Genomic DNA, 23,778 nt, shown 5'->3' with positions numbered 1-23,778 from the left:
ATCCACACAGCACCATCCTGCGGGGCCGGAACAGCGCACACCGCTCCCGGCCCCGCAGCACCCCACATACCTATCTGCTTTTCACGAAAGAGACCTACCTATGGATCCCCTGCACCTCCGTTCCACCGGCACCAGCCTGGTGATCAGCTTCAACAGCGGGGAGGCCGAGGTCATCCACTGGGGTGCCGACCTTGGCGATGAACTCCCGGACCTGTCCATCCTCACGCCGGCCATCCCCAACTCCGCAGTTGACGTCACCGTCCCGGCCGGGCTGCTCCCCCAGGCGTCCTCAAGCTGGCGCGGACGGCCGGCCCTGCGTGGCCACCGGATTGCCGACGGCGTCTCCGGACTCGATTTCTCCGTTCGCCTGCGCGCCGTGCGCGCCACAGTCAACGGCAACTCCGCCGCCGTCGTCCAGCAGGATGCCGACGCCGGCATCACCGTCGAATCCACGCTCACCCTCCACGGCGGAGGCCTGCTGGAACTGCAGCACACCGTCACGAACACCGGGACCACGCCGTTCCAGCTCGACGAACTGGCCGCTGTCCTCCCGGTGTCTCCCGACGCCGTCGAACTTTTGGACCTGACCGGGCGCTGGTGCCGGGAACGGCACCCGCAGCGCCGCCCCATCCAGCAGGGCACCTGGGTCCGCAGCGGCCGGCACGGCCGCACCGGGCACGACTCCTCGCTGCTGTTCGCGGCCGGCACCGCAGGTTTCGGCAACCGCCACGGCCAGGTCTGGGCCACGCACCTTGCCTGGAGCGGCAACCACGAACAGTTCGCCGACACCCTCGCCGACGGGCGTACGATGATCGGCGGCTCCGAGCTGCTGGGCCCGGCCGAGGTCATTCTTGGGCCGGGCGCACGCTACGCCACGCCCAAGCTCTTCGCCGCATATTCGGACCGCGGCCTGGACGGCATCAGCGAGGCGTTTTACAGCTGGTTCCGTGCGCGCCCGCACCACGTTCTCCCGGCCGCCGGCGGCGGAAAGCCGCGCCCCGTGGTGCTCAACACCTGGGAGGCCGTCTACTTCGACCACAACCTGGACACCCTGATCGAACTCGCGGACTCGGCCGCCGACCTTGGCGTGGAGCGATTCGTCCTCGACGACGGCTGGTTCCGCGGCCGCCGCGACGACACCGCCGGCCTGGGCGACTGGTTCGTCGACGAGACACTGTGGCCGGACGGGCTGACGCCGCTTATCAAGGCCGTCACGTCCCGGGGCATGGAGTTCGGCCTGTGGGTGGAACCCGAGATGATCAACCTCAACTCGGACGTTGCCCGGGCGCACCCGGACTGGATCGTGGGGCCGGCCGCCGCCTCGCACAAGGACGGCGGACGGCTGCCGCTGGCCTGGCGCAACCAGCACGTCATCGACCTTGTGAACCCTGAGGCGTGGCAGTACATCTTCGGCCGGATCGACACCCTCCTGCGCGAGAACAACATCAGCTACCTCAAGTGGGACCAGAACCGGGACCTCACCGAGCACGGACACGCCGGACGCTCCTCCGTACACGAGCAGACCCTCGCCGCCTACCGCCTGTTCGAGGAGCTCAGGAAGGCCCATCCCGGCGTCGAAATTGAGAGCTGTTCCTCCGGCGGGGCGCGCGTGGACCTCGGCATCCTCGACCGCACGGACAGGCTCTGGGCTTCGGACTGCAACGACGCCCTGGAGCGGCAGACCATCCAGCGGTGGACCGGCGTCGTGGTTCCGCCCGAACTGGTGGGCGGCCACATCGGCCCCACCACCTCGCACACCACCGCCCGCACCCACGACCTGTCCTTCCGCGCCATCACTGCGCTGTTCGGCCACTTCGGCATGGAATGGGACGTGCGGGAGGTGCAGGGCCGTCAGCGCGAGGAGCTCAAGCGTTTCATCGCGCTGTACAAGGAGCACCGCGGGCTGATCCACAGTGGCCGCATGGTCCGGGCCGACGTCCCCGACGACTCGCTGATGCTCCACGGCGTGGTGGCTGGTTCTGCCGGTTCCGGTTCCGTAATTCCAGGCTCGACGGCGGCGCTGTTCGCCCTGGTGAGCACGCGCACCTCGTTCGCCGAGCTGCTGGGGCGGGTGGCCCTGCCGGGGCTGGACGCGGCACGCCGCTACCGGGTGGAGGCCATCTTCCCGGCCCCGGTGGACGCCGACTACGGCCACACCTTCACCCAGATCCAGCCGCCGGCCTGGCTGGCGTCCGGGGCGGAAGCCAGCGGCCGCTTCCTGGCGGCGGTGGGCCTCCCGATGCCCAACATCAACCCGGAGCATGCGCTGGTGCTGAAGGTCACGGCCCTCTAGAAGCGCTCGCAGACAGCTACCCGCACCGCCGGCCCTCCAGCCGGCGGTGCGGGACGCCACGTTTTCCGTAACGAATGCCCTTGCCCTCAATAGAGCCGCACGGGGACGCGATAGATTGGCAGTCATGACTGAAGCCCCCACCGCCACCGAAGCCGGCCGCGGCACCATCCTCGTCCTCAACGGCCCCAACCTGAACCTCCTCGGCACCCGCGAGCCGGAAAAGTACGGCACGGCCACGCTGGCCGACGTCGAACAGCTCGCAAAGGACGCCGCCGCCGCACGCGGGCTCGACGTCGAGTGCTTCCAGTCCAACCATGAGGGCGCACTGGTGGACGCCATCCACGCCGCCCGCGGCAAGGCCATCGGCATCGTGCTGAACGCGGGCGCGTACACCCACACCTCGGTGGCCATCCGCGACGCCATCTCAGCGGTGCAGCTCCCCGCGGTGGAAGTCCACATCACCAACGTGCACGCCCGTGAGGAATTCCGCCACCACTCCTACCTCTCGGACATCAGCAAGGCCGTGATCGCCGGAGCCGGGATTTTGGGATACCGGTTCGCCGTGGAGTACCTCGCCGACCTGAATGCAGGCAAGTCCTGACCATGCCGGCGGCGGGGGCTGCTGGCTCCGGCACCGCAGAGTGGTACCGGCACTTCGGCACGGTTGATGCTCCCGGTTCCTCGCCCTGCTACGCCGACTGGTCGCTGCACATCGCCGACGATACCGGGCTGATTGCCCGGATCGACGAGTGGCCGTACACCAAGCGCCAGCCGCTGCTGATGCTCGCTGCCGCCCGTTTCCTGGGCGCCAGGGTTTCCCCGTACCCCGAGTTCCGGAAGTTCCTGGACAGGCACTGGGACGAGGTCGCGCGCATCGTACTGTCCCGTGCCACCCAGACCAACGAGGTGGGCCGCTGCGCCACCCTGCTTCCCTCGCTTGCGGCCATCGCGGCCGCCGAGGGCCGGCCGCTGGCACTGATCGAGGTGGGCGCCTCCGCCGGACTCGCCCTGTTCCCGGACCGCTACGGCTACGAGTTCGACGACGGCTCGTCAGTTACGCGCTTGGGTCCCGTCCCGTTCGGCGAACTGCCGGACGGGTCCGGGGAGACTCCGAGCGGGGCCCGGGGACTGCCGGAGCCTCCCGTCCTGCGCTGCCGGACAGCCGGCCCGGTTCCCCTGCCCGGCAGCTTGCCTGAGGTGGTGTGGCGGGCCGGGATCGACCTGAATCCGTTGGACGTTCGGAATCCCGACGACGTCGCCTGGCTTGAGGCGCTGATCTGGCCGGAGCAGGAATTCCGGCGCGAGCGGCTGCGCCGGGCCATCGCGGTTGCGCGCGAAGATCCGCCTCTGCTGGTGGCCGGCGACCTGAACGATCAGTTGCTGTCACTGGCCGGCCAGGCGCCGGCCGATGCCGCGCTGGTGGTGTTCCACAGCGCAGTCATGGGTTACCTCAGCGCCGACGGGCGCGCCAGATTCCGGGCAGCCATGCAGGCTCTGGCACAGGACCGTGGTTGCCACTGGCTGTCCAACGAGGGCGAGACGGTGATCATCCAGGAGGACGGCTCTGCCGTTGTCCCGGAGATGGACCCCGGCCGGCTCCGCGGCAACTTCCTGCTGCTGCACAACGGCCGGCCGGTGGCCATCACCGGCCCGCACGGCCAGAGCCTGGACTGGCTGTAACCGGCTGATCCGGGTGCCGGCTGTCAGCATCGCCTGAACTGCTGAACGCTACTTCACCGGCCGGGCTACCGTCTTCTCTTTGGTGACCACGGAGCCGACCGTCGCGGAGATCGACGAAATATCCGGCGAAACGACATTTTGAGTGCCAAGGGTTATCGTGCCGGTGGCAGAGACAGGCCGGCTCTTCGTACCCGTCGACGATACAAAGCGGACGCCCTCGGAAAAAGACTTGGACTTTTCAGAAGTCGAGGTCGCCCGAGCCGTAGCCCGGAAGGACACGTCTGCCGTCATCGGCGAAGTTACTGGGTTCTCGGGGTCGGCAAAGTTCGTGAATTCAATGGACATCCTCAGCCGCCCTCCGGACAACCCGTTCGGGACGGCCAGGTTCAGGGTACTCGCCTCCCCGGACCCGTTAATCAGTGTCGTGAGTGTGCATGTGTTCACCTGCGTGACAGAGACAACGCCCAGCTTGTCCGGAGTAGTGGATCCGCGGACCGTGAAGACGCTGCCGAACATACTGACCGTTGTCTGTATGCACCCGTCCGTGCGGTCGAATTCTGCAGTTATGCCCTCGCCTCTCGTCATTGTTTTCGTAGTGACGGGCCGTTTCGCAGTGGCGGGCCGCTCCGCCGCGGTGCTCGGTCCGGCCCCAGCGAGTTGAACGACGAGTGTTCCGGCCAGTGCCAGTACTCCGAGTGCAGTCTTTTTCATGGCGCCTCTCTTCAGTAGAGCCGCGAGTCCTCGTTATCCAGATCGTATGGGCGCGAGGTTGGAAAACAGTGGAACGGCCCGGGGGGACACAGACCACCGCCGGCGACCGTTTCCCGGTCATCCGATGTTGGAGCAGAAAGCCCTACTGCTGGATGCCCTACTGCTGGATGCACTGTCCCGACGACACGGCGCTGGACAGGCTCGGCGCCTCTGCTGCCACGGGGCGGAGGTCGATCATCGGAATCGCGTAACCCAGGGCCGCACTGGACGTTGTCTTCGCGAAGATGACACCCGCCACCTGCCCGTTGGTCGTCAGCAGCGGGCCGCCCGAGTTGCCGGGCTGGACGTCGCCGGCAAGCTTGTACACCTCATCGGGAACGGGGTTGTTGCCATAGATGTCCGGCACCAGCACCGTGGAAATTCCCTGCACGGTAGCCGGCTTGGACTGGTAGGGGCCGCCGTGCGGGTAGCCGGCAAAGGCCGCAGCAGTACCCGCGGGCAGGTCGGAGCTCATCGGCAGTGCCGCGGTGGGCAGTCCGTCCACGGCCAGGACGGCGAGGTCGCGCTTGCTGTCGAAATACACCACCCGGCCGGGGCATGGCTCCTCCGCCGGGGACTTCCACCACCGGCTGCGAGACACCTGCCACAACGTGCGCGTTGGTCACCACACGGCCGGGCGATACAACAAAGCCGGTGCCGGTCTGGTTCTGCCCGCACTGGAACGCGGTGCCGGCAATCTTCAGAACCGAGCCGGCTGCCCTGTTCAGCGCCGGAGTATCCGTGCTGGCGTTGGGAACCGGAACCTGCTGGTCCTGCCCGATGCCCTCGATGAGCGTGGGGATGCCGTCGCCGATAACCGCCGAACGCAGCTGCGCCATGGCGGATTTGACCGGGTTGGGCGTCAGTCCGTCTATGAAACGGATCACCTTTGACTCAGCCAGCTGCTGCGAAACGAAGGGCACGCCAAGGGCGCTGATGCTGAACGCCAGCATGGACATGACCAGCGCTGACACGGCCAGGTTCACGGCCCCGCCGATGATTCTGTCCATGGCGCGGAGCGGCTGCATGCGGACAGCACTGCGGATGCTGCGCCCGATCATGGTGCCGAGCGCATTGCCCAGCACCACCAGCAGGACTGCGGTGCCGATGATGGCGGTCAGGCGCCACCCGCTGTCCTCCACAAAGTCGCTGACCAGCGGAACCGAGAGGAAAGCGGCCACGGCGCCAGCCGCGAATCCGGCAAGGCCGCCCACGGTCACCAGGAAGCCGTTGCGCAGGCCGTAGATCAGATAGGACAAAAGCGTGAGAATCAACGCAAGGTCCAGAACGGTCAGGCCAAACACCGGGTCTCCTCAAAAGCAGCTAAGCCCCGATTCTACTGGCCAAGTCTGACAATTTGCCGTGCATGCGCGGAGCCTACGCTGGTCGCACGGCGTCTTTTAGGGCGTTTCAGCTGCCAAGTACGTCACAGAACGTTGAAAATTCTGAAACAATGGCACAAGCGCCCCAGACGACACTTTTACTCAGGAGAATTCATGGACATCGAGGTATTGCGCCGCGCACCCCTTTTCGCCACGCTGGACGACGACGCGTTCCGCCTGCTGACGGACGAGCTGACCGAGGTCGACCTGTCCCGCGGTGCATCCGTCTTCCGCGAAGGCGACCAGGGTGACCAGCTTTACTTCATCGTCTCCGGCAAGGTAAAGCTCGGCCGCACCTCCCCCGACGGCCGCGAATCCCTGCTGGCCATCCTCGGCCCGGGTGAGCTCTTCGGCGAGATGGCCCTGTTCGACCCCAGCCCCCGCACCGCCACGGCCACCGCCGTCTCGGAGACCCGCCTGGCCGGGCTCAAGAACGAGAGCCTGAACTCCCTGCTGCGGACCCGCCCCGAGGTTTCCGCCCAGCTGCTGCAGGCACTGGCCCGCCGTCTCCGCCGCACCAACGACTCCCTCTCCGATCTGGTCTTCTCCGACGTGCCCGGCCGCGTGGCCAAGGCCCTCCTGGACCTCGCCGACCGCTTCGGCCGTCCCGCCACCGACGGCGTTCTCGTCGCACACGAACTCACCCAGGAGGAACTGGCCCAGCTGGTCGGCGCCTCCCGCGAAACCGTCAATAAGGCTCTCGCCGAGTTCGTCCAGCGCGGCTGGCTGCGCCTCGAGGCACGCGCCGTCGTGATCCTGGACATGCAGCGCCTCCGCCAGCGCTCCCGCTAACTCACACGCTAAAGGCCGCCCCTGCTCGTCCGGGGCGGCCTTCGCTTTTAACTCGCCGTCCGGCTACTCACCACCCACTGTTGGTTACAACGGCGGGACCGGAGGAGCGTTCGGGGAAACAAGGGGCGGCTTAGCGCTCGCGCTGGGGTTCTCCGGCTACTGTCTTGGCTGCCTCGACTTCGAGCATGAGAGTCCCGTTTTCGTCGACGAGCCGGGGCTGGTAGACGTGCGGGGTGCGCTTATAGCTGAGGTAGGCGATGCAGCCGTTGGCCTTGGCCATTTTCTCGAGCATGATCTCCGCGCCGGGAACCATAAGCTGGCCAAGGGTGAGGCCGACGGTGTTCTCCTGGCCCACCTCGTCACCGAGGAGGGTCGTGTCGCGTTCGGCGATCGCCTTCGTGGCGCACACCCACCGGCCCCAGACCCCCTTGCTCTCCAGGATGGAGGGCTGCTGGTTCATGGGGACGGTGGCGGCGAAGTACCGGGTGTTGAAGCGCCGGTGCGCGAAGTCCGGGCTGAGCCAGTTCACGAGCGGCTTGAGCAGGTCGGTGCGCAGGGACAGGCCGCGCTTGGCCAGCTCCTCGGTGAACGACTTTTCCTGCGACGCCACGGCCTCCCGGGCCTTCATCCACTCGGCAGTGGACGTCGCCTCCACGGTGGAGGACAGGTCCGGGCCGGCCAGCAGCACGCCGGTCTCCTCGAACAGTTCGCGGACTGCGCCCACCACGTGGCGGCGGGCCAGCCCGACGTCGTCCGTTCCCATCTGCTCAGCCCAATGCTGGGGCGAGGGGCCCAGCCAGCCGACGGCGTCGTCGTCGGACGCGTCCAGGGAACCGCCCGGAAAGGCGACGACGCCCAGCGGCGATTCTCCCGGACGGTAACCGAGCCAGGTTTCCAGGCCCGTGGGCGAATCCCGGAGGAGTACCACGGAAGACGCGAAACGGGGCTTGCGGGGAGTCCGCTCGCCGTGTTCGAGCCAGCTTCTTGCCGCCCCTTCAAGATCGGGAGGGAGGACAAAGAGCCGGCGTGCTAGGTGGGGCAAAGGAACCTACTGCTCCCTAACTGAATTCGGCGATCAGTTCGACTTCCACCGGAGAGTCGAGCGGCAGGACTGAAACGCCGACGGCGGAACGGGCGTGCTGGCCCGCGTCACCGAAGACCCGGCCCAGGAGCTCGGACGCACCGTTGATGACGCCGGGCTGGCCGGTAAAGGAAGGATCGGAGGAGACGAAGCCCACTACCTTGACGATGCGCGTGACGCGGTCGAGGTCACCGATGACGCTCTTCACGGCGGCCAGGGCGTTCACGGCACATACGGCGGCGTACGCCTTCGCGTCTTCCGGAGACACAGTCGGCTCATCCGAGGCCCCCGCGGTGCCGGCGGACACTTTGCCGGTAGCTTCCAGTTTGCCGTTAATAAACGGCAGCTGCCCCGAGGTGTAAACGTGGTTGCCGGACACGACGGCCGGTACGTAGGCGGCCACGGGGGCGGCAACTTCCGGGAGGGTCAGTCCCAGCTCGGCGAGACGCTGCTCGACGGCGGACGATGGCGCCAGATCAGCGCTGGAAGCGGTTTCCTGGGGGGTGGTCATGCTACTGCTTCTCCCTCTTAAGGTAGGCGACAAGGCCGTTGCCGTCGGGTCCGGGGACTACCTGAACAAGCTCCCAACCGTCGTCTCCCCACTGGTCCAAAATCTGCTTCGTGGCGTGGATGATGAGCGGAATCGTGGCGTACTCCCATTTGGTCATGAAATAAAGCCTAATCGTTGCCGGTAAACTGGAGAACATGGCGACTCGTAAGAACCCCATATTCGACACGGCCACCACCCTCGGAAAAATTTTTGGCTTCCTTGGCGTGAGCGCTATTTGTGGCGTCCTCGTGGCCGGCCTGCTGGTTCCTGCAGCCGCGGTTTCGGGCAGCACAGCCAGCGGCTCGATCGAATTCTTTGACACCCTGCCCGCTGAACTCCAGGTGGACCCGCCCAGCCAGTCCACCAAGGTCCTGGCCGCGGACGGGAGCGTGATCGCCAACCTGTACGCGGAGAACCGAACCCGCGTTCCGCTGGACCAGATCTCCCCGTTTATGAAGGACGCGGTGATCTCCATTGAGGACAGCCGGTTCTACGAGCACGGCGGCGTAGACACCACCGGCATCCTGCGCGCCCTGGTCGCCACGGCGCGCGGCAACAAGCAGGGCGCGTCCACCATCACGCAGCAGTACGTCAACAACGTCCTGAACGCCAACCTTGAAGCGGAGGGCAACTCCGACGAGATCAAGCTCAACGGCGTCAACAAGGGCGTCGGCGACAAGCTCCGCGAAATGAAGCTCGCGATCGCCCTGGAGAAGAAATTCACCAAGGAGCAGATCCTTGAGGGCTACCTGAACATCGTCTTCTTCAACCGTGACGCGTACGGTATTGAGGCCGCCTCCAAGTTCTTCTTTAGCACCACCGCGAAGGATTTGACGCTCCCCCAGGCCGCGCTGCTCGCCGGCCTCGTGAACAGCCCGTCCGCCTTCGATCCGATCACCAACCCGGACAACGCCAAGAAGCGCCGGGACCTGGTGCTCAGTGCAATGCTCACCCACGGCAAGATCACCAAGGCCCAGTACACCGCGGCCGTGGCAACTCCGGTCAAGCCGAAGGTGACCCCGGCACGGCAGGGCTGCGCCTACTCGCCCACCGCGCCGTACTTCTGTGACTACGTCCTGCACCTTCTGCTGAACAACCCGGCGTACGGTGCGGATGCCACCGAACGTGAGAAGAAGGTGTTCCGTGGCGGCCTGACCATCAAGACCACCCTGGACCCGAAGGCGCAGAAGGCCGCGCAGGACCAGGTGAACGCCGCTGCCGGCACGAACCCGGACAAGTGGGGCGCCGCCCTGGTGTCCGTTGAACCGGGCACCGGCAAGATCACCAACATGGCCCAGAACACCTCGTGGTTTGCGGGCAAGGGCAAGTTCGATTCGCAGATCAACTTCAGCGTTGACCAGTACGACGACCAGGGCAATGACCTGAACGGCCTGGGCGGCGCGCAGCCGGGCTCCACCATGAAGCCGTTCACGTTTGCCGAGTGGCTGAACGAGGGCAAGTCGATGAACACCATCGTCAACGCCGCGCAGCGCCGGTACCCTCAGGACTTCCCGTGGCAGAACACCTGCCCCACCCCCACCGTGGGCTGGTATGACAGCACGAACGGCACCGACGACCTCCAGAACGCCGAGGAGGGCTACTACCGCCCCATGACGGTGCTGGACGGCCTGAAGAATTCCATCAACACGGCCACGTTCGCGTCGGCCTCACAGGTTGACCTGTGCGGCATCCAGAAGGTGGTGGACGCCGTCGGACTGCACGGCGGCCTGCCGACCCGCGACAAGGACACCAACGCGATAGTCGATGCGAATCCGAGCATCACCATGACCACCCTTGGCAACCTGCTCGGCTCCACCCAGACCTCACCCCTGACCATGGCAAGCGCCTTTGCCACGTTCGCCAACGACGGCAAGTATTGCGCCCCAATTGCCATCACCTCGGTGACCGACCAGACCGGCGCACAGCTGCCGGCACAGTCCCCGGCCTGCCGGGATGCCCTCAAACCTGAGGTGGCACGCGGCGTGAACTATGCGTTGCAGAAGGTTTTGAACGAGGGGTCGGGATCCCTGATTGAGCCCCGGATCTCCACGCTGACCAACTTCCCCATCGCGGCCAAGACCGGTACGTCCAACAACAACGGCTCCACCTGGGTCGTCGGACACACCATGGGCCTGGCCACCGCGGCCTGGTTCGGTGACGCGCTCGGTTCGCAGGGCCGGGCCGGGCAGAACGTGACAGTCAACGGGAAGTTCTACACCGGCATCGACGGTTACATGATCGCCGGGCCGATGTTCTCGAACTTCATGTCGCAGATTGCCCCGGGCTACGGCACGGAACCCTTCCCGGAACCGCCGTCGAACCTGCTGTACGGCACTCCGCAGTTCGAGCCCACGGTTCCGAACAACCCCTCCACCGGCGGAGACACGGGTGCGGACAACGGTGGCAATACGGGCGGCAACACCGGTGGAAGCACCGGAGGTACCGGCAACAAGGACAACAGCAGCAACGGAAATGGCAACGGCAACAGCACCAAGGGGAACGGCTGACCGTGACTGACCTAACACGCGTGGCAAGCCGCGTCCGCAGCATCGGGCGCGGCTTTGCCGTCACCGCAGGCGCGGGTACCGCGGCAGCCCTCGCCGCCACAGCCTACGGGCTGTGGGAGAAGAACCAGTTCGTCCTCCGCGAGGAGAACGTCCCGGTCCTGCCGGCGGGCCGGGCACCGTTCCGGATTCTGCACTTGAGCGACATCCACTTCGTTCCCGGCCAGAAGGCCAAGGCCGAGTGGCTGCAGTCGCTGGCGGCGCTCAAGCCGGACCTGGTGGTGAACACGGGCGACAACCTTAGCCACCCCAAGGCCGTGGACCCGCTGCTCAATGCGCTGGCACCGCTCATGGAATTCCCCGGCGTGTTTGTTCCGGGCTCCAACGACTACTACGCACCCAAACTGAAGAACCCCGCCGCCTATCTGATGGGGCCCTCCAAGGCCGCGCCGGACCGGGAGGAACTCGACTGGCCACGCCTCCGGTCCGGTTTCGGCATGGCCGGCTGGATCGACCTGACCAACCGTCACCAGTCCCTGGTGCTCAATGGCATGCGGTTCGATTTCTCCGGCGTGGATGATCCGCACCTCAACCGCGAACGGTATGCCGGCTGGCCGCGCGGCACAAGGGGCCAGAACGCCAAGGACCACCTGCGCATCGCCGTCATCCATGCCCCGTACCAGCGGGTCCTGGACCACTTCACCGAGGACGGCGCGGACCTGCTCCTGGCCGGCCACACGCATGGCGGCCAGCTGTGCATCCCCGGGTACGGCGCCGTCGTCGCCAACTGCGACATCCCCACCTGGCGGGCCAAGGGCCTCCACGAATGGAGCAGCAACGGAAGTACGACGCCGGTCAACGTCTCGGGCGGGATCGGCACCTCGCGCTTTGCGCCGGTCCGCATCGCCTGCAAGCCCGAGGCCGTCCTGCTGACGCTCACCCCGCGCGCCTGACCGACCGCTGACGCTCTCCATCGTCCGGGCGAGCTGTTGGTCGTCCGGAGACTGATCACCTGTGAAGGGTGCCCGCCATGGCATAGGGTAGTTGCTACGGGAAACTACATCAGTTCGAGAAGCGGGCATGGCCAAGCAGAGTTCATTTTTTCGATCCGTCAGCCGTCTCTACCCGCATGTGAAGCCGGTCCTGCCGCGGCTGATCATGGGCTTGCTGTCCGCACTCCTTGCCAGCGTGGTTGCCCTCGCCATTCCGCAGGTGCTGCGCGGACTCATCAACGATTCCCTGCGCCCCGGGGCTACGGCCGGAGCCGTCTGGAGTTCGGCCGGCCTCATCCTTGCCCTGGGCGTCGCCGAAGCCGTACTGGTTGCGCTGCGCCGCACTTTCGTTATCAACCCGGCCACCACCGTGGAGACCCGGATGCGGGTCTCGCTCTACGGCCACCTGCAGGACCTCCCCGTCGCCTTCCACGACCGCTGGGGCTCGGGCCAGCTGCTCTCCCGCGCCATGACGGACCTCAACTTCATCCGGCGTTGGATGGCGTTCGGGGCCATCATGCTGGTGGTGACTACCCTGACCGTGGTGATCGGCGTCGTCGTCATGTTCACCATGAGCTGGCAGCTGGCCCTGATCTTCCTCGCCGCCGCTGGACCCGTGATGGTCTACGGCTTCCGGTTCCGGACCCGCTTCAGCAAGGTTGCCCGGCGCAGCCAGGACCAGGCCGGCGACCTCGCCACCACCGTTGAGGAGTCTGTCCACGGCATCCGCGTCCTGAAGGCCTTCGGCCGCAGCCGCGAAGCGCTGGAAACCTTCAACGGCCAGGCCGAGGAACTGAGGCAGACAGAGATCGCCAAGGCACGGCACCAGGCGGTCTTCAGCATGGTGGTGACGCTCCTGCCCGAGCTGGCACTGGGCGCAGGCCTGGTTACGGGCATTCTGCTCGCCGCCGGCGGCCAGCTCAGCATCGGATCCCTCGTGGCGTTCTTCGCCACCGCCGCGGTCATGGCGGCCCCCGTGGAGTTCTCGGGCATGCTGCTGGCCATGGCGCTGACGGCCAAGACGGCACTGGACCGGCACTTCGAGGTCATGGATTCGCCGAACACCATCACCAGCGCGGCGGACCCCCGCCGCCCCGCCGACGTCAAGGGCTCCCTGAGCTTCAACAGCGTGACGTTCGCCTTCGACGATGCCCCGGACAAACCGGTCCTGAAGGACATCAGGCTGGATATCTGTCCGGGCGAAACCATGGCGCTGGTGGGCATCACCGGCAGCGGCAAGAGCGCACTGCTGCAGCTCGTGCCGCGGCTCTACGACGTCACGTCCGGTTCCATCGAACTCGACGGCGTGGACCTGCGGGCCTACAGCGTTGAGGAGCTCCGTACCCTCGTGGCCGTGGCCTTCGAGGACACCACCCTCTTTTCCAGCTCGGTGCGCGATAACGTGCTGCTCGGCGTCCAGTCCGGGGACACCGACACCCGGGAAAAGATCCTCGCGGAGGCCCTGGACACGGCGCAGGCGCACTTCGCGTACTCACTGCCGGAAGGGCTGGACACCCTTATCGGCGAGGAGGGCCTCAGCCTGTCCGGCGGGCAGCGCCAGCGCCTCGCCCTGGCCCGGGCCATCGCCGCCCGGCCCTCCGTGCTGGTCCTCGACGATCCGCTGTCTGCCCTGGACGTGAACACCGAGGAGCTCGTGGAAAACCGGCTGCGCGAGGTGCTGGCCGGCACCACCACGCTGATCGTCGCCCACCGGCCGTCCACCGTGGCGCTGGCCGACAGGGTGGCGCTGCTGGAGGATGGCCGCATCGCCGCCGTCGGCACCCACACCGAACTGCTGGCCGGGAACAGCCACTACCGTTACGTGATCGCGAGCCTGGAAACGGAGCCGCGCGACCTGGACTCCGAGCTCTCCGCCCTCGACGACGCAGAGGAGGTCAGCCGATGAGTGCCACAGCCTTCGGCACTGCCAACGAGGACAACGCCCACCTGAGCAAGAGCGACAGCAAGGCAGTACGACGCCGGTCACTCGCCTTGCTGGGGTCGCTGATCCGTCCCGTGCGGCTCAGGTTCTGGCTCACCATCGCCACGGTGGTCCTGTCGCAGGCGGCCCGGGTGGCCGGCCCGGCGCTGATCGCGTTCGGCATCGACCACGCGCTGCCTTCGCTCCGGGCCGGCAACAGCCTCCCGCTGGTGCTGACCGGCTTCGCCTACCTCGCCACAGCACTGGCGGCGGCGGGGCTCACGGCGCTGTACGTGACATCGACGGCGAAACTCAGCCAGGCCATGCTGCTGGACCTGCGGCTGTGGGTGTTCCGCCACACCCAGCGGCTCAGCCTCGAATTCCACGAAAAGTACACGTCGGGACGGATCATCGCCCGGCAGACCTCGGACCTCGAAGCGCTGCGCGAACTTCTGGACTCGGGAGTCAGCTCGCTTACCTCGGGCGCCCTTTTCATGGTGTTCACCGCCGCCACCATCTTCGCCCTCGACTGGCGCAGCGGGCTGGTGGTGCTGGCCGCGGCCGTACCCATGTTCTTCCTGGCCCGCTGGTACCAGAAGCATTCACAGATCGCGTTCCGCCAGTCCCGGGTGGTCTCGGCCCGGCTGATCGTGCACTTCATCGAGACCATGACGGGCATCCGCGCGGTCAAGGCCTTCCGCAAGGAGCGCGAAAACGCCGCACGCTATGGCGAACTCGCCGAGGACTACCGGCAGGCAACGGTCCGTTCCATCAACCTGAACGGCATCTTCCAGCCGGGCCTCGTGCTGATCGGCAACGTCTGCGTGGCGGCCGTGCTGCTGTTCGGCGGCTTCCGGGTGCTGACCGGCGACCTCGCCGTGGGCGTGCTGCTGGCCCTCATGCTCTCCACCAAGCGCTTCTTCCAGCCCGTAGACCAGATGGCCATGTTCTACAACTCCTTCCAAAGCGCGCAGGCCGCGCTGGAGAAGGTCTCGGGCCTGCTTGAAGAAGTGCCCACGGTGCGCCCGCCGCGGAACGCGGTGGAACTGCGCGATGCCCGCGGGGCCGTCGAATTCCGGGACGTCGAATTCCGCTACGGCAGCGGCCCGCTCATCATCCCTGCCCTGAACCTCACCATTCCCGCGGGCCAGACCGTGGCGCTCGTGGGCCAGACCGGGGCCGGCAAGTCCACGCTGGCCAAGCTGATAGCGCGTTTCTATGACGTGTCCGCCGGTTCGGTGATGCTCGACGGCGTGGATGTGCGCCAGCTGGCCACCGCGGACCTGCGGCGGAACATCGTGATGGTCACCCAGGAGGCCTTCCTGTTCAGCGGCTCTGTGGCGGACAACATCGCCCTGGGCAGGCCGGACGCGCCGCGCGAGGAGATCGAGGCGGCCGCGAAGGCCGTGGGCGCGCACGAGTTCATCATGGAGCTCCCCGAGGGCTACGACACCGACGTCAACAAGCGCGGCGGCCGCGTCTCCGCGGGCCAGCGCCAGCTCATCAGCTTCGCGCGCGCGTTCCTCGCCCGGCCTGCGGTGCTGATCCTGGACGAGGCGACGTCCTCGCTGGACATCCCGTCCGAGCGGCTCGTGCAGAGCGGGCTCGCCGGGCTGCTGCGCGGCACGGACGGCAAGGGAACTTCCAGGGAAAGCGCCCGGACGGCGCTGATCATCGCCCACCGGCTGTCCACGGTGGAAACCGCGGACCGGGTCCTCGTGATCCATGACGGACAGGTGGTGGAGGACGGAATCCCGGACGAACTGATCGGCGGCAACGGCCGCTTCGCCCGGCTCCACACCGCTTGGAAGGACTCGCTGGTCTGAGCCTGGCGGTCCGTCTCGGGTCCCTTCCGACCCCGATTTCGCATGTGGCCCCGGTATCGGATATCCTTGTTTAGTTGCTTTCGCAGCAACGGATCGGGATGTAGCGCAGCTTGGTAGCGCGCTTCGTTCGGGACGAAGAGGTCGCAGGTTCAAATCCTGTCATCCCGACCACAAGGAAAGAGGGCCTCCCCCAGGGGAGGCCCTCTTTCTGTTTCTGCTTTCTTTCTGTCGCTTCAGTTACCGCCCGCGGCCAACCCAGTTGAGGCCGTCCGGGCTCAACTGCCGCCAAGGCTCTGGTGGTTGATGTTCGGGGTGGCTTGCCCGTCACCCAGCAATGTGATCCTTGGCCTGCGGGATCCGTCATCCGGCAGGTAACCGCCGCGGCTGTCGTAGCTTTGGACCTGATTCAGGTAGCGATGGCGCAAACGGAGACCGACGGCGAAAAGCACCACCGATTCCAGCAGCGCCGCAATGCCGATCATCCCCCAGACGAAAGTCCCGGCGTCGGCCGTTCCCCGGAACACCTCAACTATGGCGGCACCGGCAGCCGCGGCCACGATCAGCGAGGTGCCGGCGATGGTCCAGAGAAAAAAGGTCCGCTGCAGGCCGTCGGCCGCTCTTCGTGCTGTCCGTGTCATGGTCCCCACTCCTCGGTTACGGCTGCTGTTTCCGGGAAGAAAAACGGCCCCGGAACATGATGTGCGCATGTTCCGGGACCGTTCTCCTCATGGAAGCTGTTTACATGGGATCAGGCCAGTTGCCAATGGTGGTCTCTGACACCATGGGATCAGGCCAATTGCCGATAGTGGTCTTGTTCACGTCCTTGACGCGCATCGGATCCGGCCAGTTGCCAATGGCAACCGAGGTGCCCGCGTTGTCTGCGATCGAGCCTGCAGACAGAACGGCGGGAGCCGCAGCAGAAAATGCGAGGGCCCCCGCCAAAACGGCGGCGGCTGCTATCTTCTTCAACATGTGAGAGTTCCTCAATACGAGTCGGATTCGTTACCAAGTCAGCACAGTCCTTGTTGACATACATTGTAAAATGTTGTCCACAGAGGGTGTCAAGCATTCTGTACAAAGGCTGTCCGGAATAGGAGGAACCCCAGTGGGTAACGGATTCGGGGAGAAGCTCCGCGCTGAGCGGCTGGAGCGCGGACTGACCCAGGCCGAACTGGGCAAGGATCTTTACTCCCCCAGCTACATTTCCTTACTGGAAACCGGCCGGCGGGAACCCACAGCCGACGTCATCGAAGAGCTCGCCCGCAGGCTGGAGCTCGCGCCCAAGGCACTCGAGGCGTGGAGCCAGCCCATCTCGGTCAGCGATGCCGAATACGTGCTGGCCGGACTGTACGCCCGGCAGGCCTGGGACCTGCGCGACTACGCGCTCGCCGCCGAACATGCCGCCAACGCGGCCCGGATCGCCCTCGACGGCAAGAACACCAGCGCCTGGTGGAACATGACCTACATGCAGGCCGAATGCCTCATGAAGCAGGGCCAGCTCAAGGAATGCCAGAAGATCATGGAGCATCTGTCCGAGCATCCGATGGCCACCGAATCCGCCGGCCTCGGGGTCCGGGCGCGCCAGATGCTCGCCGCTTTGTGCCACGGACAGGGCCAGCTGAGCACCGCCGTCGAACACGCCGAGAAGGCGGTGGAGCTGTGCGCGCAGCTGCCCAAGGGCTCCACGCTGATCATCGGCGCGCTCCGGGCCCTGATCGGCGCGCTGGCTGAGAGCGGCCGGCTGGACGAGGCCTGGAAGTACTGCCAGGACATGAACGAGCAGATGGACGAGCACTCGATGTCGCAGCTCGCCGGCGAAGTGGCCTGGGTAATCGGCAACGTCGCGTTCATGCGGCACGACTATCCGGAGGGCATCAAGCACCACGAGCGCGCCGCCAAGCTGCTCTCCCCCGCCAACGACATCGAGCTCTGGGCCCGCTTCAACAAGGCGTCGGCCGCCGTCCGACTGTCCTCCGGCATCGTGGAGCCGGAAACCCTGTCCGCGATTGAACGCGCCGAACTCGCACTGTCCATCGTCGGCGGGAACAAGACGGACCAGTTGGAGGTGGCCTTCATCCGCGCCCGCTGGCTCTACCTCACCGGCGACATTGTGGCCGCCGTGCAGAAGCTCCGCGATATCCACGCCGAACGCGCGGATCTCGCCAGGCACACGGCCGGCGAGGTTTCGCTGCTCCTGGGCAAGTCGCTGAAGGCCGCGGGCGAAGCGGATGAGGCACTGGTGCACCTGGAGGAGGCGCAGAAGGAGTTCAGCGCGGCCGGTGCGCAGGACCGCGTCCAGCAGGCCCTCGATGCCGTGCTGGAGATCCGGCTCGCCCAGCGCCGCGCCGCCGCGGCCGAAGCCAGCTGACAGCAGAGGCCAGCAGAAGCCAAGGCAAAAGGCGCCCTCCGAAGCGGGCGCCTTTTGCCTTGGATTTCGCCGAATCTAGCTGAACGTGCGGCCGGTCAGCTTCTCGTACGCCTCGACGTAACGGGCGCGGGTGCGCTCCACGATGTCGGCGGGCAGGGCCGGCGGCGGCGTGTCGGAGGCTTTGTCCCAGCCCGATTCGGCGGAGGTCAGCCAGTCCCGGACAAACTGCTTGTCGTAGGAGGGCTGCGCCTTGCCGGGCTCGTACGTGGCGGCGTCCCAGAAGCGGGAGGAGTCCGGGGTGAGGACCTCGTCACCAAGCGTGATGGTGCCGTTGACGACGTCGTAGCCGAACTCCACCTTGGTGTCGGCCAGGATGATGCCGCGTTCGCGGGCGATCTCCTCTGCCTTGGTGTAGATGCCCAGGGTCAGCTCGCTCAGTCGGGCGGCGATGTCGTCACCCACCATGGACACGACGGCGTCGTAGGTGATGTTTTCGTCGTGCTCGCCCACCTCGGCCTTGGCGGACGGGGTGAAGATGGCGTGCTCCAGGCGGGAGCCGTCCACCAGTCCTTCCGGCAGCGGGATCTCACAGACGGTGCCGGACTGCCGGTACTCCACGAGGCCGGAGCCGGTGAGGTAGCCGCGGGCGATGCATTCCACCGGGAACATGTCCAGCTTCCTGCAGATCATGGCCCGGCCCTCGACCTCGGCCGGGACGCCGTCCGCCACGGTGGATGCCAGCACGTGGTGTTCCACGTCCAGCTGGTCGAACCACCAGAGGCTCAGCTGGGTCAGGATGCGTCCCTTGTCCGGGATTTCGCTGCTGAGCACGTGGTCGTAGGCACTGATGCGGTCGCTCGCCACCACCAGCACGCATTCCTGCCCGAACTGCTCGTTGATCGAGTCGCTGGCCGGGACGTACAGGTCGCGGACCTTTCCGGAGTAGACGTGCTTCCAGCCGGGCAGCTCGGTGTGCGGTGTGTCCAGGCCGCGGGGGCCTTCCTGTTCAGCCACTGTCACGCCTTCTCGTCCGAAGCGGCGCCGGCCTGGGCAGCCGACGGGGCCCCGACGGGGGCCGACACCTTGATCTCACCGCGTGCGGCCTTGCCCGCGATGTCCGTGCGGAACTGGGCGCCTTCGAGCTGAACCAGCTCCACGCCGTCGTACGCCCGTTCCCGTGCTTCCACGAGGTCGGATCCCAGTGCCACCACAGCCAGCACGCGGCCGCCTGCGGAGACCACCTTGCCCTCGTCGTCGAGCTTGGTTCCGGCGTGGATCACGTGCACGCCGTCCAGTTCATCCACCTTCTTGAGCCCGCGGATGCGGTCACCCGTGCGCGGGGTGTCCGGGTAGTTTTCGGAAGCAACGACGACGGCGACTGCCGTGTCCTTGGACCAGCGAAGCTCTTCTGCCTGGTCCAGTTCGCCCTTGGCGGCTGCCAGGAGCAGGGAACCGAGCGGCGTCTTGAGCCGGGCGAGGACCGCCTGGGTTTCGGGGTCGCCGAAGCGGACGTTGAATTCGATGACGCGGGTGCCCCGCTTGGTCAGCGCGAGGCCGACGAACAGCACGCCGACGAACGGCGTGCCGCGGCGGGCCATCTCGTCCACGGTGGGCTGTGCGATGCGTTCGATGACCTCCTGGACCAGGCCGTCCGGGGCCCAGTCGAGCGGGGTGTACGCGCCCATGCCGCCGGTGTTGGGGCCTTCGTCGTTGTCATAGATGCGCTTGAAGTCCTGCGCCGGGGACAGGGCCACGGTGTTGCGGCCGTCGCACAGGACGAACACGGAGACCTCTGGGCCGTCCAGGAACTCCTCGATGACGACGGTTCCGCCGGCGTCGAAGCAGCTCTGGGCGTGGGCCAGGGCATGGTTACGGTCGTTGGTGACCACCACGCCCTTGCCGGCGGCCAGGCCGTCGTCCTTGACGACGTAGGGGGCGCCGAAGGTGTCCAGCGCCGCGGCTGCCTCGTCCGCGTTGGCGGCCACGAGTGCCATGGCGGTGGGAACGCCTGCCTCGGCCATGATCTGCTTGGCGAAGGCCTTGGAGGCCTCGAGCTGGGCGGCAGCCTTGCTGGGGCCGAACACCGGGATGCCGGCGTCGCGCACGGCGTCGGAAACCCCGGCGGCGAGGGGGGCTTCGGGGCCAACGACCACCAGGTCGACGTCGAGCCGGGTGGCGAGCGCCGCCACTGCGTCCGGATCGTTCCCGTTGATGGCGTGCGTGGGGACGAGCTTGCTGATGCCGGCGTTGCCCGGAGCCGCGTGGACTTCCGAAACGTTGGGGTCGGCAAGGAGGGAGCGGACAATGGCGTGTTCGCGGCCACCGGGGCCAATGACGAGTACCTTCACAGTCTCCAAGGGTACTTTGTGCAGCGTGCTGGCTCCTAAGCTGAGGCCCGGCATTCAGTTGTGATAGGCACTCGGGTGTGATGCGGCCCCAGTTGTGGCCGGCGGACCATCCGGGTGGCCTGCTGCTACGAACCCATGTCATGAAGAAGCTGATGATCTGGCTTAGGGGACCGGCCGCACTGGCGGCCCTCGCCGGGGTGGCCGCTGCCGCCGTTGTCCTTTCCGTTGCGGAACTGGTGGGGGCGTTCTTCACGGCCCGTGCCACTCCCCTGATAGCCCTGGGCTCGACGTTCATTGACTTCACTCCGCCGTGGCTGAAGGACTTCGCGGTTGAGACGTTCGGCACCAACGACAAGGCCGCGCTCTTCGTGGGGATGGGCCTGACGATCTTGGTACTCGCGTGCGTGCTGGGCGTGGTGGCGTACCGTCGTTGGTCGCTTGGGGCAGCGGGGGTGCTGTTCATGGGCGCGGTGATCGTGGCCGGCGTGGTGACCCGCGCGGGCGTCAGGCCGCTGGATGCTGTGCCCACGCTGGTGGGAACCGCGGCCGGGCTGGTTGTCCTCCGGCTGCTGGTCCCGCGGCTGTGGCGGCTCCGGGCTTTTCCTGATTCTCCTGCCGATGTGGCGGCCAAGGAGCCTGAGCGCCCGGCCACGTCCCGGCGCGCCTTCTTCGCGGCGACCGGCCTCACGGCCGCCGCGGCGGGCATCGCCGCCACCGGGGGCCGGCTGCTCAGCGCCGCCCGCAGCAATGTGGCCCAGGCGCGGGAGTCCCTCCGGCTGCCGGCGCCGGCCCGGCCCGCGGCCGCCGTGCCCGCCGGGGTGCAGTCCGCCACACCCGGCGTGACGCCGTGGCTGACGCCCGGGAAGGACTTCTACCGGATCGACACCGCCCTCAGCGTTCCGGAGATCAGGGCCGAGGAATGGGAACTGCGGGTGCACGGGCTCGTGGAGCAGGAAGTCCGGCTCACCTTCCAGGACCTGCTCGGCGCCGACCTGATCGAGTCCCACGTGACCCTCACCTGCGTCTCGAATCCGGTGGGCGGCAACCTTGCCGGCAATGCCAAGTGGCTGGGACTTCCCATCCGCGAGGTGCTCAAGCGGGCCAGGCCCACCGCCGGCGCCGACATGGTCCTCTCCACCTCCATCGACGGCTTCAGCGCCTCCACGCCGCTGGAAGTCCTGCAGGATGACCGCGACGCCATGCTCGCCATCGGCATGAACGGCGAACCGCTGCCTCTGGAACACGGCTACCCGGTGCGCATGGTGGTGCCGGGACTGTACGGCTTCGTGTCCGCCACCAAGTGGGTGGTGGACCTGGAAGTGACCCGCTTCGCCGACAGCAAGGCCTACTGGACCCAGCGCGGCTGGTCGGAGCGCGGCCCCATCAAGACCATGGCCCGGGTGGAGGTGCCCAAATCCTTCGCCACGGTCCCGGCCGGGAAGGTGCCCATAGGCGGCACCGCGTGGGCGCAGACCCGGGGCATCACCAAGGTTGACGTGCAGATCGACGAAGGCGGCTGGACTGCCGCTGTACTCTCGGACGAGGCTTCCGTGGACACCTGGCGGCAGTGGTCCTTCACCTGGGACGCCAAGCCCGGCCCGCACTACATCAAGGTGCGCGCCACGGACGGGAGCGGAGAGGTGCAGACGGAGAAGCGCGCCGATCCCGTGCCCGACGGCGCGTCCGGCTGGCAGTCGGTCATGGTCACGGTTGAGTAGGGGCCCGCACCATAGACTTGGGCCATGGCCCTAAATTCGCACGCCACGTTCACTGTGGATTCCGCCGTCGAACTCGCCGTGGTTGAACGGAGCGGATTCGTGGAGTCCCGCCACATCGGGGCGGCAGTGGTCCTCGCCGCGGACGGCCACGTGGTGACCCAGCTTGGCGACATCTCCACCCCCATCCTGGCCCGGTCCACCCTCAAGCCGCTGCAGGCGCTGGCGGCGATGCAGTCGGGCGTTCCGCTGCGCGGCGCCCAGGTGGCCCTCGCCTGTGCGAGCCATACCGGGTCACTCGACCACATGGACGTCGTCGAAGGCATGCTGAAGGCCGCGGGCGTCAAGGAAGACCAGCTGCAGTGCCCCGCCGCGTGGCCGCAGGATGAGACGGCACGGACGTGGCTGACCCGTTCCGAGCGCGGCAGGTCCCGGCTGGCGTTCAACTGCTCGGGCAAGCACGCGGCGTTCCTGTGGGCCTGCACCGAAAACGGCTGGGACACGCACAGCTACCTGGAACCCAACCACCCGCTGCAGCAGCGCATCCGCACCGTGATCGAGGAGTACTCCGGCGAGAAGATCGCGCACCTGGGCATCGACGGCTGCGGCGCACCGGTTGCGGCCATCTCGCTGACCGGCCTGGCCCGCGCCTACTCCCTGCTTGCGAAGGCCCCTTCCGACAAATCCGCCAACGCCCGCGCCGCCACCATCGCCACCTCGATGCTGGACTACCCCTGGGCTGTCCAGGGCAGGGGCGAGGCCAACACAGTCGTGATGGAGGAGCTGGACGTCATTGCCAAGATCGGGGCCGAGGGCATCCTGGTCATGGCCACGTCCCAGGGTGTCTCCGTGGCCCTCAAGATGCTCGACGGCAACCTGCGGGCCACCTCGCTGGTCGGCCTGACCCTGCTGGCGGCCTGCGGGGCCGTCGACATCCCTGGTGTGTCCAGCGTGCTCGAGAAGGTGGTGGAGCCGGTCCTCGGCGGCGGCCGTCCCGTCGGCAAGATCCGGCTTGGCCATGCCGTCTCGGCCCTGTTGGACTAACGTACCTATCTCTTTTCAAGGAGGAACCGGTGGCTGTTGCGCGCCGCAGAATTGACCCGGCCGAGGGCCGGGCGGCCCTGAACCAGTGGGCGGCAGGTGCCGTCCCGCCGTCGGACGCTGCTCCGTCAACTCCGGCCATCCCCCGTTCGGTGATCGCGACGGCGGTCCGGTACTCCCTGGAGGAGGTCACCGCCCGCGCGCCGGGGAATTCGGTGGAGGTGCGGGTGCCGCCGTTCGGCGTGACCCAGTGTGTGGAAGGCCCGCGGCACACCCGAGGCACACCCCCAAACGTCATCGAGTGCGACGCCGCGACCTGGCTGGCGATGGTCACTGGCCGGCTGAACTGGGCGGACGCAGTGGGTGCCGGACGCGTGGCGGCGTCGGGCCTGCGGGCAGACCTGTCAGCGCTGCTTCCCCTCTGAACACAAAGAGGCAGGACCCCGCCCAAGGCTGAACTGCTCAGCCGAGGACGGGGTCCTGCCGCCTATCCTTTGGAGTTTTGTCCGGATATCGCGACTTCAAGGGCCTTTAG

General features: G+C 67.0%; 20 protein-coding genes, 1 tRNA gene and 1 pseudogene. 13 read left to right on the top strand and 9 right to left on the bottom strand.

What is annotated here, in order from left to right; translation table 11 throughout:
* Nucleotides 1-100: 100 nt before the first annotated feature.
* The 3 genes from ABIE00_RS02910 to ABIE00_RS02900 all read left to right on the top strand — a co-directional run bounded on the left by ABIE00_RS02910 (nucleotide 101) and on the right by ABIE00_RS02900 (nucleotide 3,973).
* On the top strand, nucleotides 101-2,293 hold the full coding sequence (locus ABIE00_RS02910) for an alpha-galactosidase (protein ID WP_354256484.1): 2,193 nt from the start codon (nucleotides 101-103) through the stop codon (nucleotides 2,291-2,293).
* Nucleotides 2,294-2,417: 124 nt separating this feature from the next.
* Nucleotides 2,418-2,894 (top strand): type II 3-dehydroquinate dehydratase, encoded by a 477-nt coding sequence (gene aroQ / locus ABIE00_RS02905; RefSeq protein WP_331572058.1) that lies wholly within the window; start codon nucleotides 2,418-2,420, stop codon nucleotides 2,892-2,894.
* 2 nt (nucleotides 2,895-2,896) lie between these two features.
* The gene (locus tag ABIE00_RS02900; protein ID WP_354256482.1) at nucleotides 2,897-3,973 is read left to right on the top strand and encodes a DUF2332 domain-containing protein; all 1,077 of its coding nucleotides are present in this window, start codon (nucleotides 2,897-2,899) and stop codon (nucleotides 3,971-3,973) included.
* Between the two features lie 48 nt (nucleotides 3,974-4,021).
* Here ABIE00_RS02900 and ABIE00_RS02895 read toward each other — a convergent pair whose 3' ends face one another.
* Both ABIE00_RS02895 and ABIE00_RS02890 read right to left on the bottom strand, forming a co-directional pair.
* The gene (locus ABIE00_RS02895; protein ID WP_354256480.1) at nucleotides 4,022-4,684 is read right to left on the bottom strand and encodes a hypothetical protein; all 663 of its coding nucleotides are present in this window, start codon (nucleotides 4,682-4,684) and stop codon (nucleotides 4,022-4,024) included.
* Nucleotides 4,685-4,841: 157 nt separating this feature from the next.
* Nucleotides 4,842-6,027: pseudogene (locus tag ABIE00_RS02890) on the bottom strand (MarP family serine protease).
* A 192-nt stretch (nucleotides 6,028-6,219) separates the two neighbouring features.
* On the opposite strand from ABIE00_RS02890, the gene ABIE00_RS02885 reads away from it, so the two are divergent.
* Nucleotides 6,220-6,897 carry a Crp/Fnr family transcriptional regulator gene (locus ABIE00_RS02885; RefSeq protein ID WP_003797871.1) on the top strand — a complete coding sequence of 226 codons (678 nt, stop codon included), beginning with the start codon at nucleotides 6,220-6,222 and terminating at the stop codon, nucleotides 6,895-6,897.
* 130 nt (nucleotides 6,898-7,027) lie between these two features.
* Here ABIE00_RS02885 and ABIE00_RS02880 read toward each other — a convergent pair whose 3' ends face one another.
* The 3 genes from ABIE00_RS02880 to sp36 are packed head-to-tail and all read right to left on the bottom strand — an operon-like array spanning nucleotide 7,028 to nucleotide 8,646.
* Nucleotides 7,028-7,939 carry an NUDIX hydrolase gene (locus ABIE00_RS02880; protein WP_354256477.1) on the bottom strand — a complete coding sequence of 304 codons (912 nt, stop codon included), beginning with the start codon at nucleotides 7,937-7,939 and terminating at the stop codon, nucleotides 7,028-7,030.
* A gap of 16 nt (nucleotides 7,940-7,955) precedes the next feature.
* Nucleotides 7,956-8,489 (bottom strand): RidA family protein, encoded by a 534-nt coding sequence (locus ABIE00_RS02875; protein WP_354256475.1) that lies wholly within the window; start codon nucleotides 8,487-8,489, stop codon nucleotides 7,956-7,958.
* A gap of 1 nt (nucleotide 8,490) precedes the next feature.
* Entirely contained in the window at nucleotides 8,491-8,646 is a 156-nt protein-coding gene (gene sp36, locus ABIE00_RS02870) for a Sp36 family protein (RefSeq protein WP_003797879.1), read from the bottom strand.
* A gap of 37 nt (nucleotides 8,647-8,683) precedes the next feature.
* Between sp36 and ABIE00_RS02865 the strand changes: the two genes are divergently transcribed.
* The 5 genes from ABIE00_RS02865 (at nucleotide 8,684) to ABIE00_RS02845 (ending at nucleotide 15,942) form a co-directional block, all read left to right on the top strand.
* Nucleotides 8,684-11,035 (top strand): transglycosylase domain-containing protein, encoded by a 2,352-nt coding sequence (locus ABIE00_RS02865; protein ID WP_354256472.1) that lies wholly within the window; start codon nucleotides 8,684-8,686, stop codon nucleotides 11,033-11,035.
* Nucleotides 11,036-11,037: 2 nt separating this feature from the next.
* Nucleotides 11,038-11,985, top strand: coding sequence for a metallophosphoesterase (locus ABIE00_RS02860; RefSeq protein WP_502914189.1), 948 nt, complete (start codon nucleotides 11,038-11,040; stop codon nucleotides 11,983-11,985).
* 127 nt (nucleotides 11,986-12,112) lie between these two features.
* Entirely contained in the window at nucleotides 12,113-13,930 is a 1,818-nt protein-coding gene (locus tag ABIE00_RS02855) for an ABC transporter ATP-binding protein (RefSeq protein ID WP_354256469.1), read from the top strand.
* Nucleotides 13,927-15,771 (top strand): ABC transporter ATP-binding protein, encoded by a 1,845-nt coding sequence (locus ABIE00_RS02850; RefSeq protein WP_354256467.1) that lies wholly within the window; start codon nucleotides 13,927-13,929, stop codon nucleotides 15,769-15,771. The genes ABIE00_RS02855 and ABIE00_RS02850 overlap by 4 nt, the downstream gene beginning before the upstream one ends.
* A 94-nt stretch (nucleotides 15,772-15,865) precedes the next feature.
* A tRNA-Pro gene (locus ABIE00_RS02845) sits at nucleotides 15,866-15,942 on the top strand.
* A 104-nt stretch (nucleotides 15,943-16,046) separates the two neighbouring features.
* Here the strand turns inward: ABIE00_RS02845 and ABIE00_RS02840 are convergent.
* Both ABIE00_RS02840 and ABIE00_RS02835 read right to left on the bottom strand, forming a co-directional pair.
* A complete protein-coding gene (locus ABIE00_RS02840; RefSeq protein WP_354256465.1) occupies nucleotides 16,047-16,409 on the bottom strand; it encodes a hypothetical protein in 363 nt (120 codons plus the stop codon).
* A 100-nt stretch (nucleotides 16,410-16,509) separates the two neighbouring features.
* Nucleotides 16,510-16,743: a hypothetical protein gene (locus tag ABIE00_RS02835; RefSeq protein WP_331572037.1), complete on the bottom strand. Its 234-nt coding sequence runs from the start codon at nucleotides 16,741-16,743 to the stop codon at nucleotides 16,510-16,512.
* A gap of 133 nt (nucleotides 16,744-16,876) precedes the next feature.
* On the opposite strand from ABIE00_RS02835, the gene ABIE00_RS02830 reads away from it, so the two are divergent.
* Nucleotides 16,877-18,139 carry a helix-turn-helix domain-containing protein gene (locus tag ABIE00_RS02830; protein WP_003797893.1) on the top strand — a complete coding sequence of 421 codons (1,263 nt, stop codon included), beginning with the start codon at nucleotides 16,877-16,879 and terminating at the stop codon, nucleotides 18,137-18,139.
* A gap of 75 nt (nucleotides 18,140-18,214) precedes the next feature.
* On the opposite strand, the gene ABIE00_RS02825 is transcribed toward ABIE00_RS02830, so the two are convergent.
* A complete protein-coding gene (locus tag ABIE00_RS02825; protein ID WP_354256462.1) occupies nucleotides 18,215-19,153 on the bottom strand; it encodes a phosphoribosylaminoimidazolesuccinocarboxamide synthase in 939 nt (312 codons plus the stop codon).
* Between the two features lie 2 nt (nucleotides 19,154-19,155).
* The gene (gene purD, locus ABIE00_RS02820; RefSeq protein ID WP_354263248.1) at nucleotides 19,156-20,487 is read right to left on the bottom strand and encodes a phosphoribosylamine--glycine ligase; all 1,332 of its coding nucleotides are present in this window, start codon (nucleotides 20,485-20,487) and stop codon (nucleotides 19,156-19,158) included.
* A gap of 140 nt (nucleotides 20,488-20,627) precedes the next feature.
* Between purD and ABIE00_RS02815 the strand changes: the two genes are divergently transcribed.
* The 3 genes from ABIE00_RS02815 to ABIE00_RS02805 are packed head-to-tail and all read left to right on the top strand — an operon-like array spanning nucleotide 20,628 to nucleotide 23,668.
* Entirely contained in the window at nucleotides 20,628-22,205 is a 1,578-nt protein-coding gene (locus ABIE00_RS02815) for a molybdopterin-dependent oxidoreductase (protein ID WP_354256459.1), read from the top strand.
* A gap of 24 nt (nucleotides 22,206-22,229) precedes the next feature.
* On the top strand, nucleotides 22,230-23,246 hold the full coding sequence (locus ABIE00_RS02810) for an asparaginase (protein ID WP_354256456.1): 1,017 nt from the start codon (nucleotides 22,230-22,232) through the stop codon (nucleotides 23,244-23,246).
* A gap of 29 nt (nucleotides 23,247-23,275) precedes the next feature.
* Entirely contained in the window at nucleotides 23,276-23,668 is a 393-nt protein-coding gene (locus ABIE00_RS02805) for a sterol carrier family protein (protein WP_354256454.1), read from the top strand.
* Nucleotides 23,669-23,778: the final 110 nt, after the last annotated feature.

The organism is Arthrobacter sp. OAP107 (assembly GCF_040546765.1).
Classification (GTDB): Bacteria; Actinomycetota; Actinomycetes; order Actinomycetales; family Micrococcaceae; genus Arthrobacter.
Note: the sequence above shows the minus strand (reverse complement) of the source record. Positions and strands in the feature narration are given on the sequence as shown.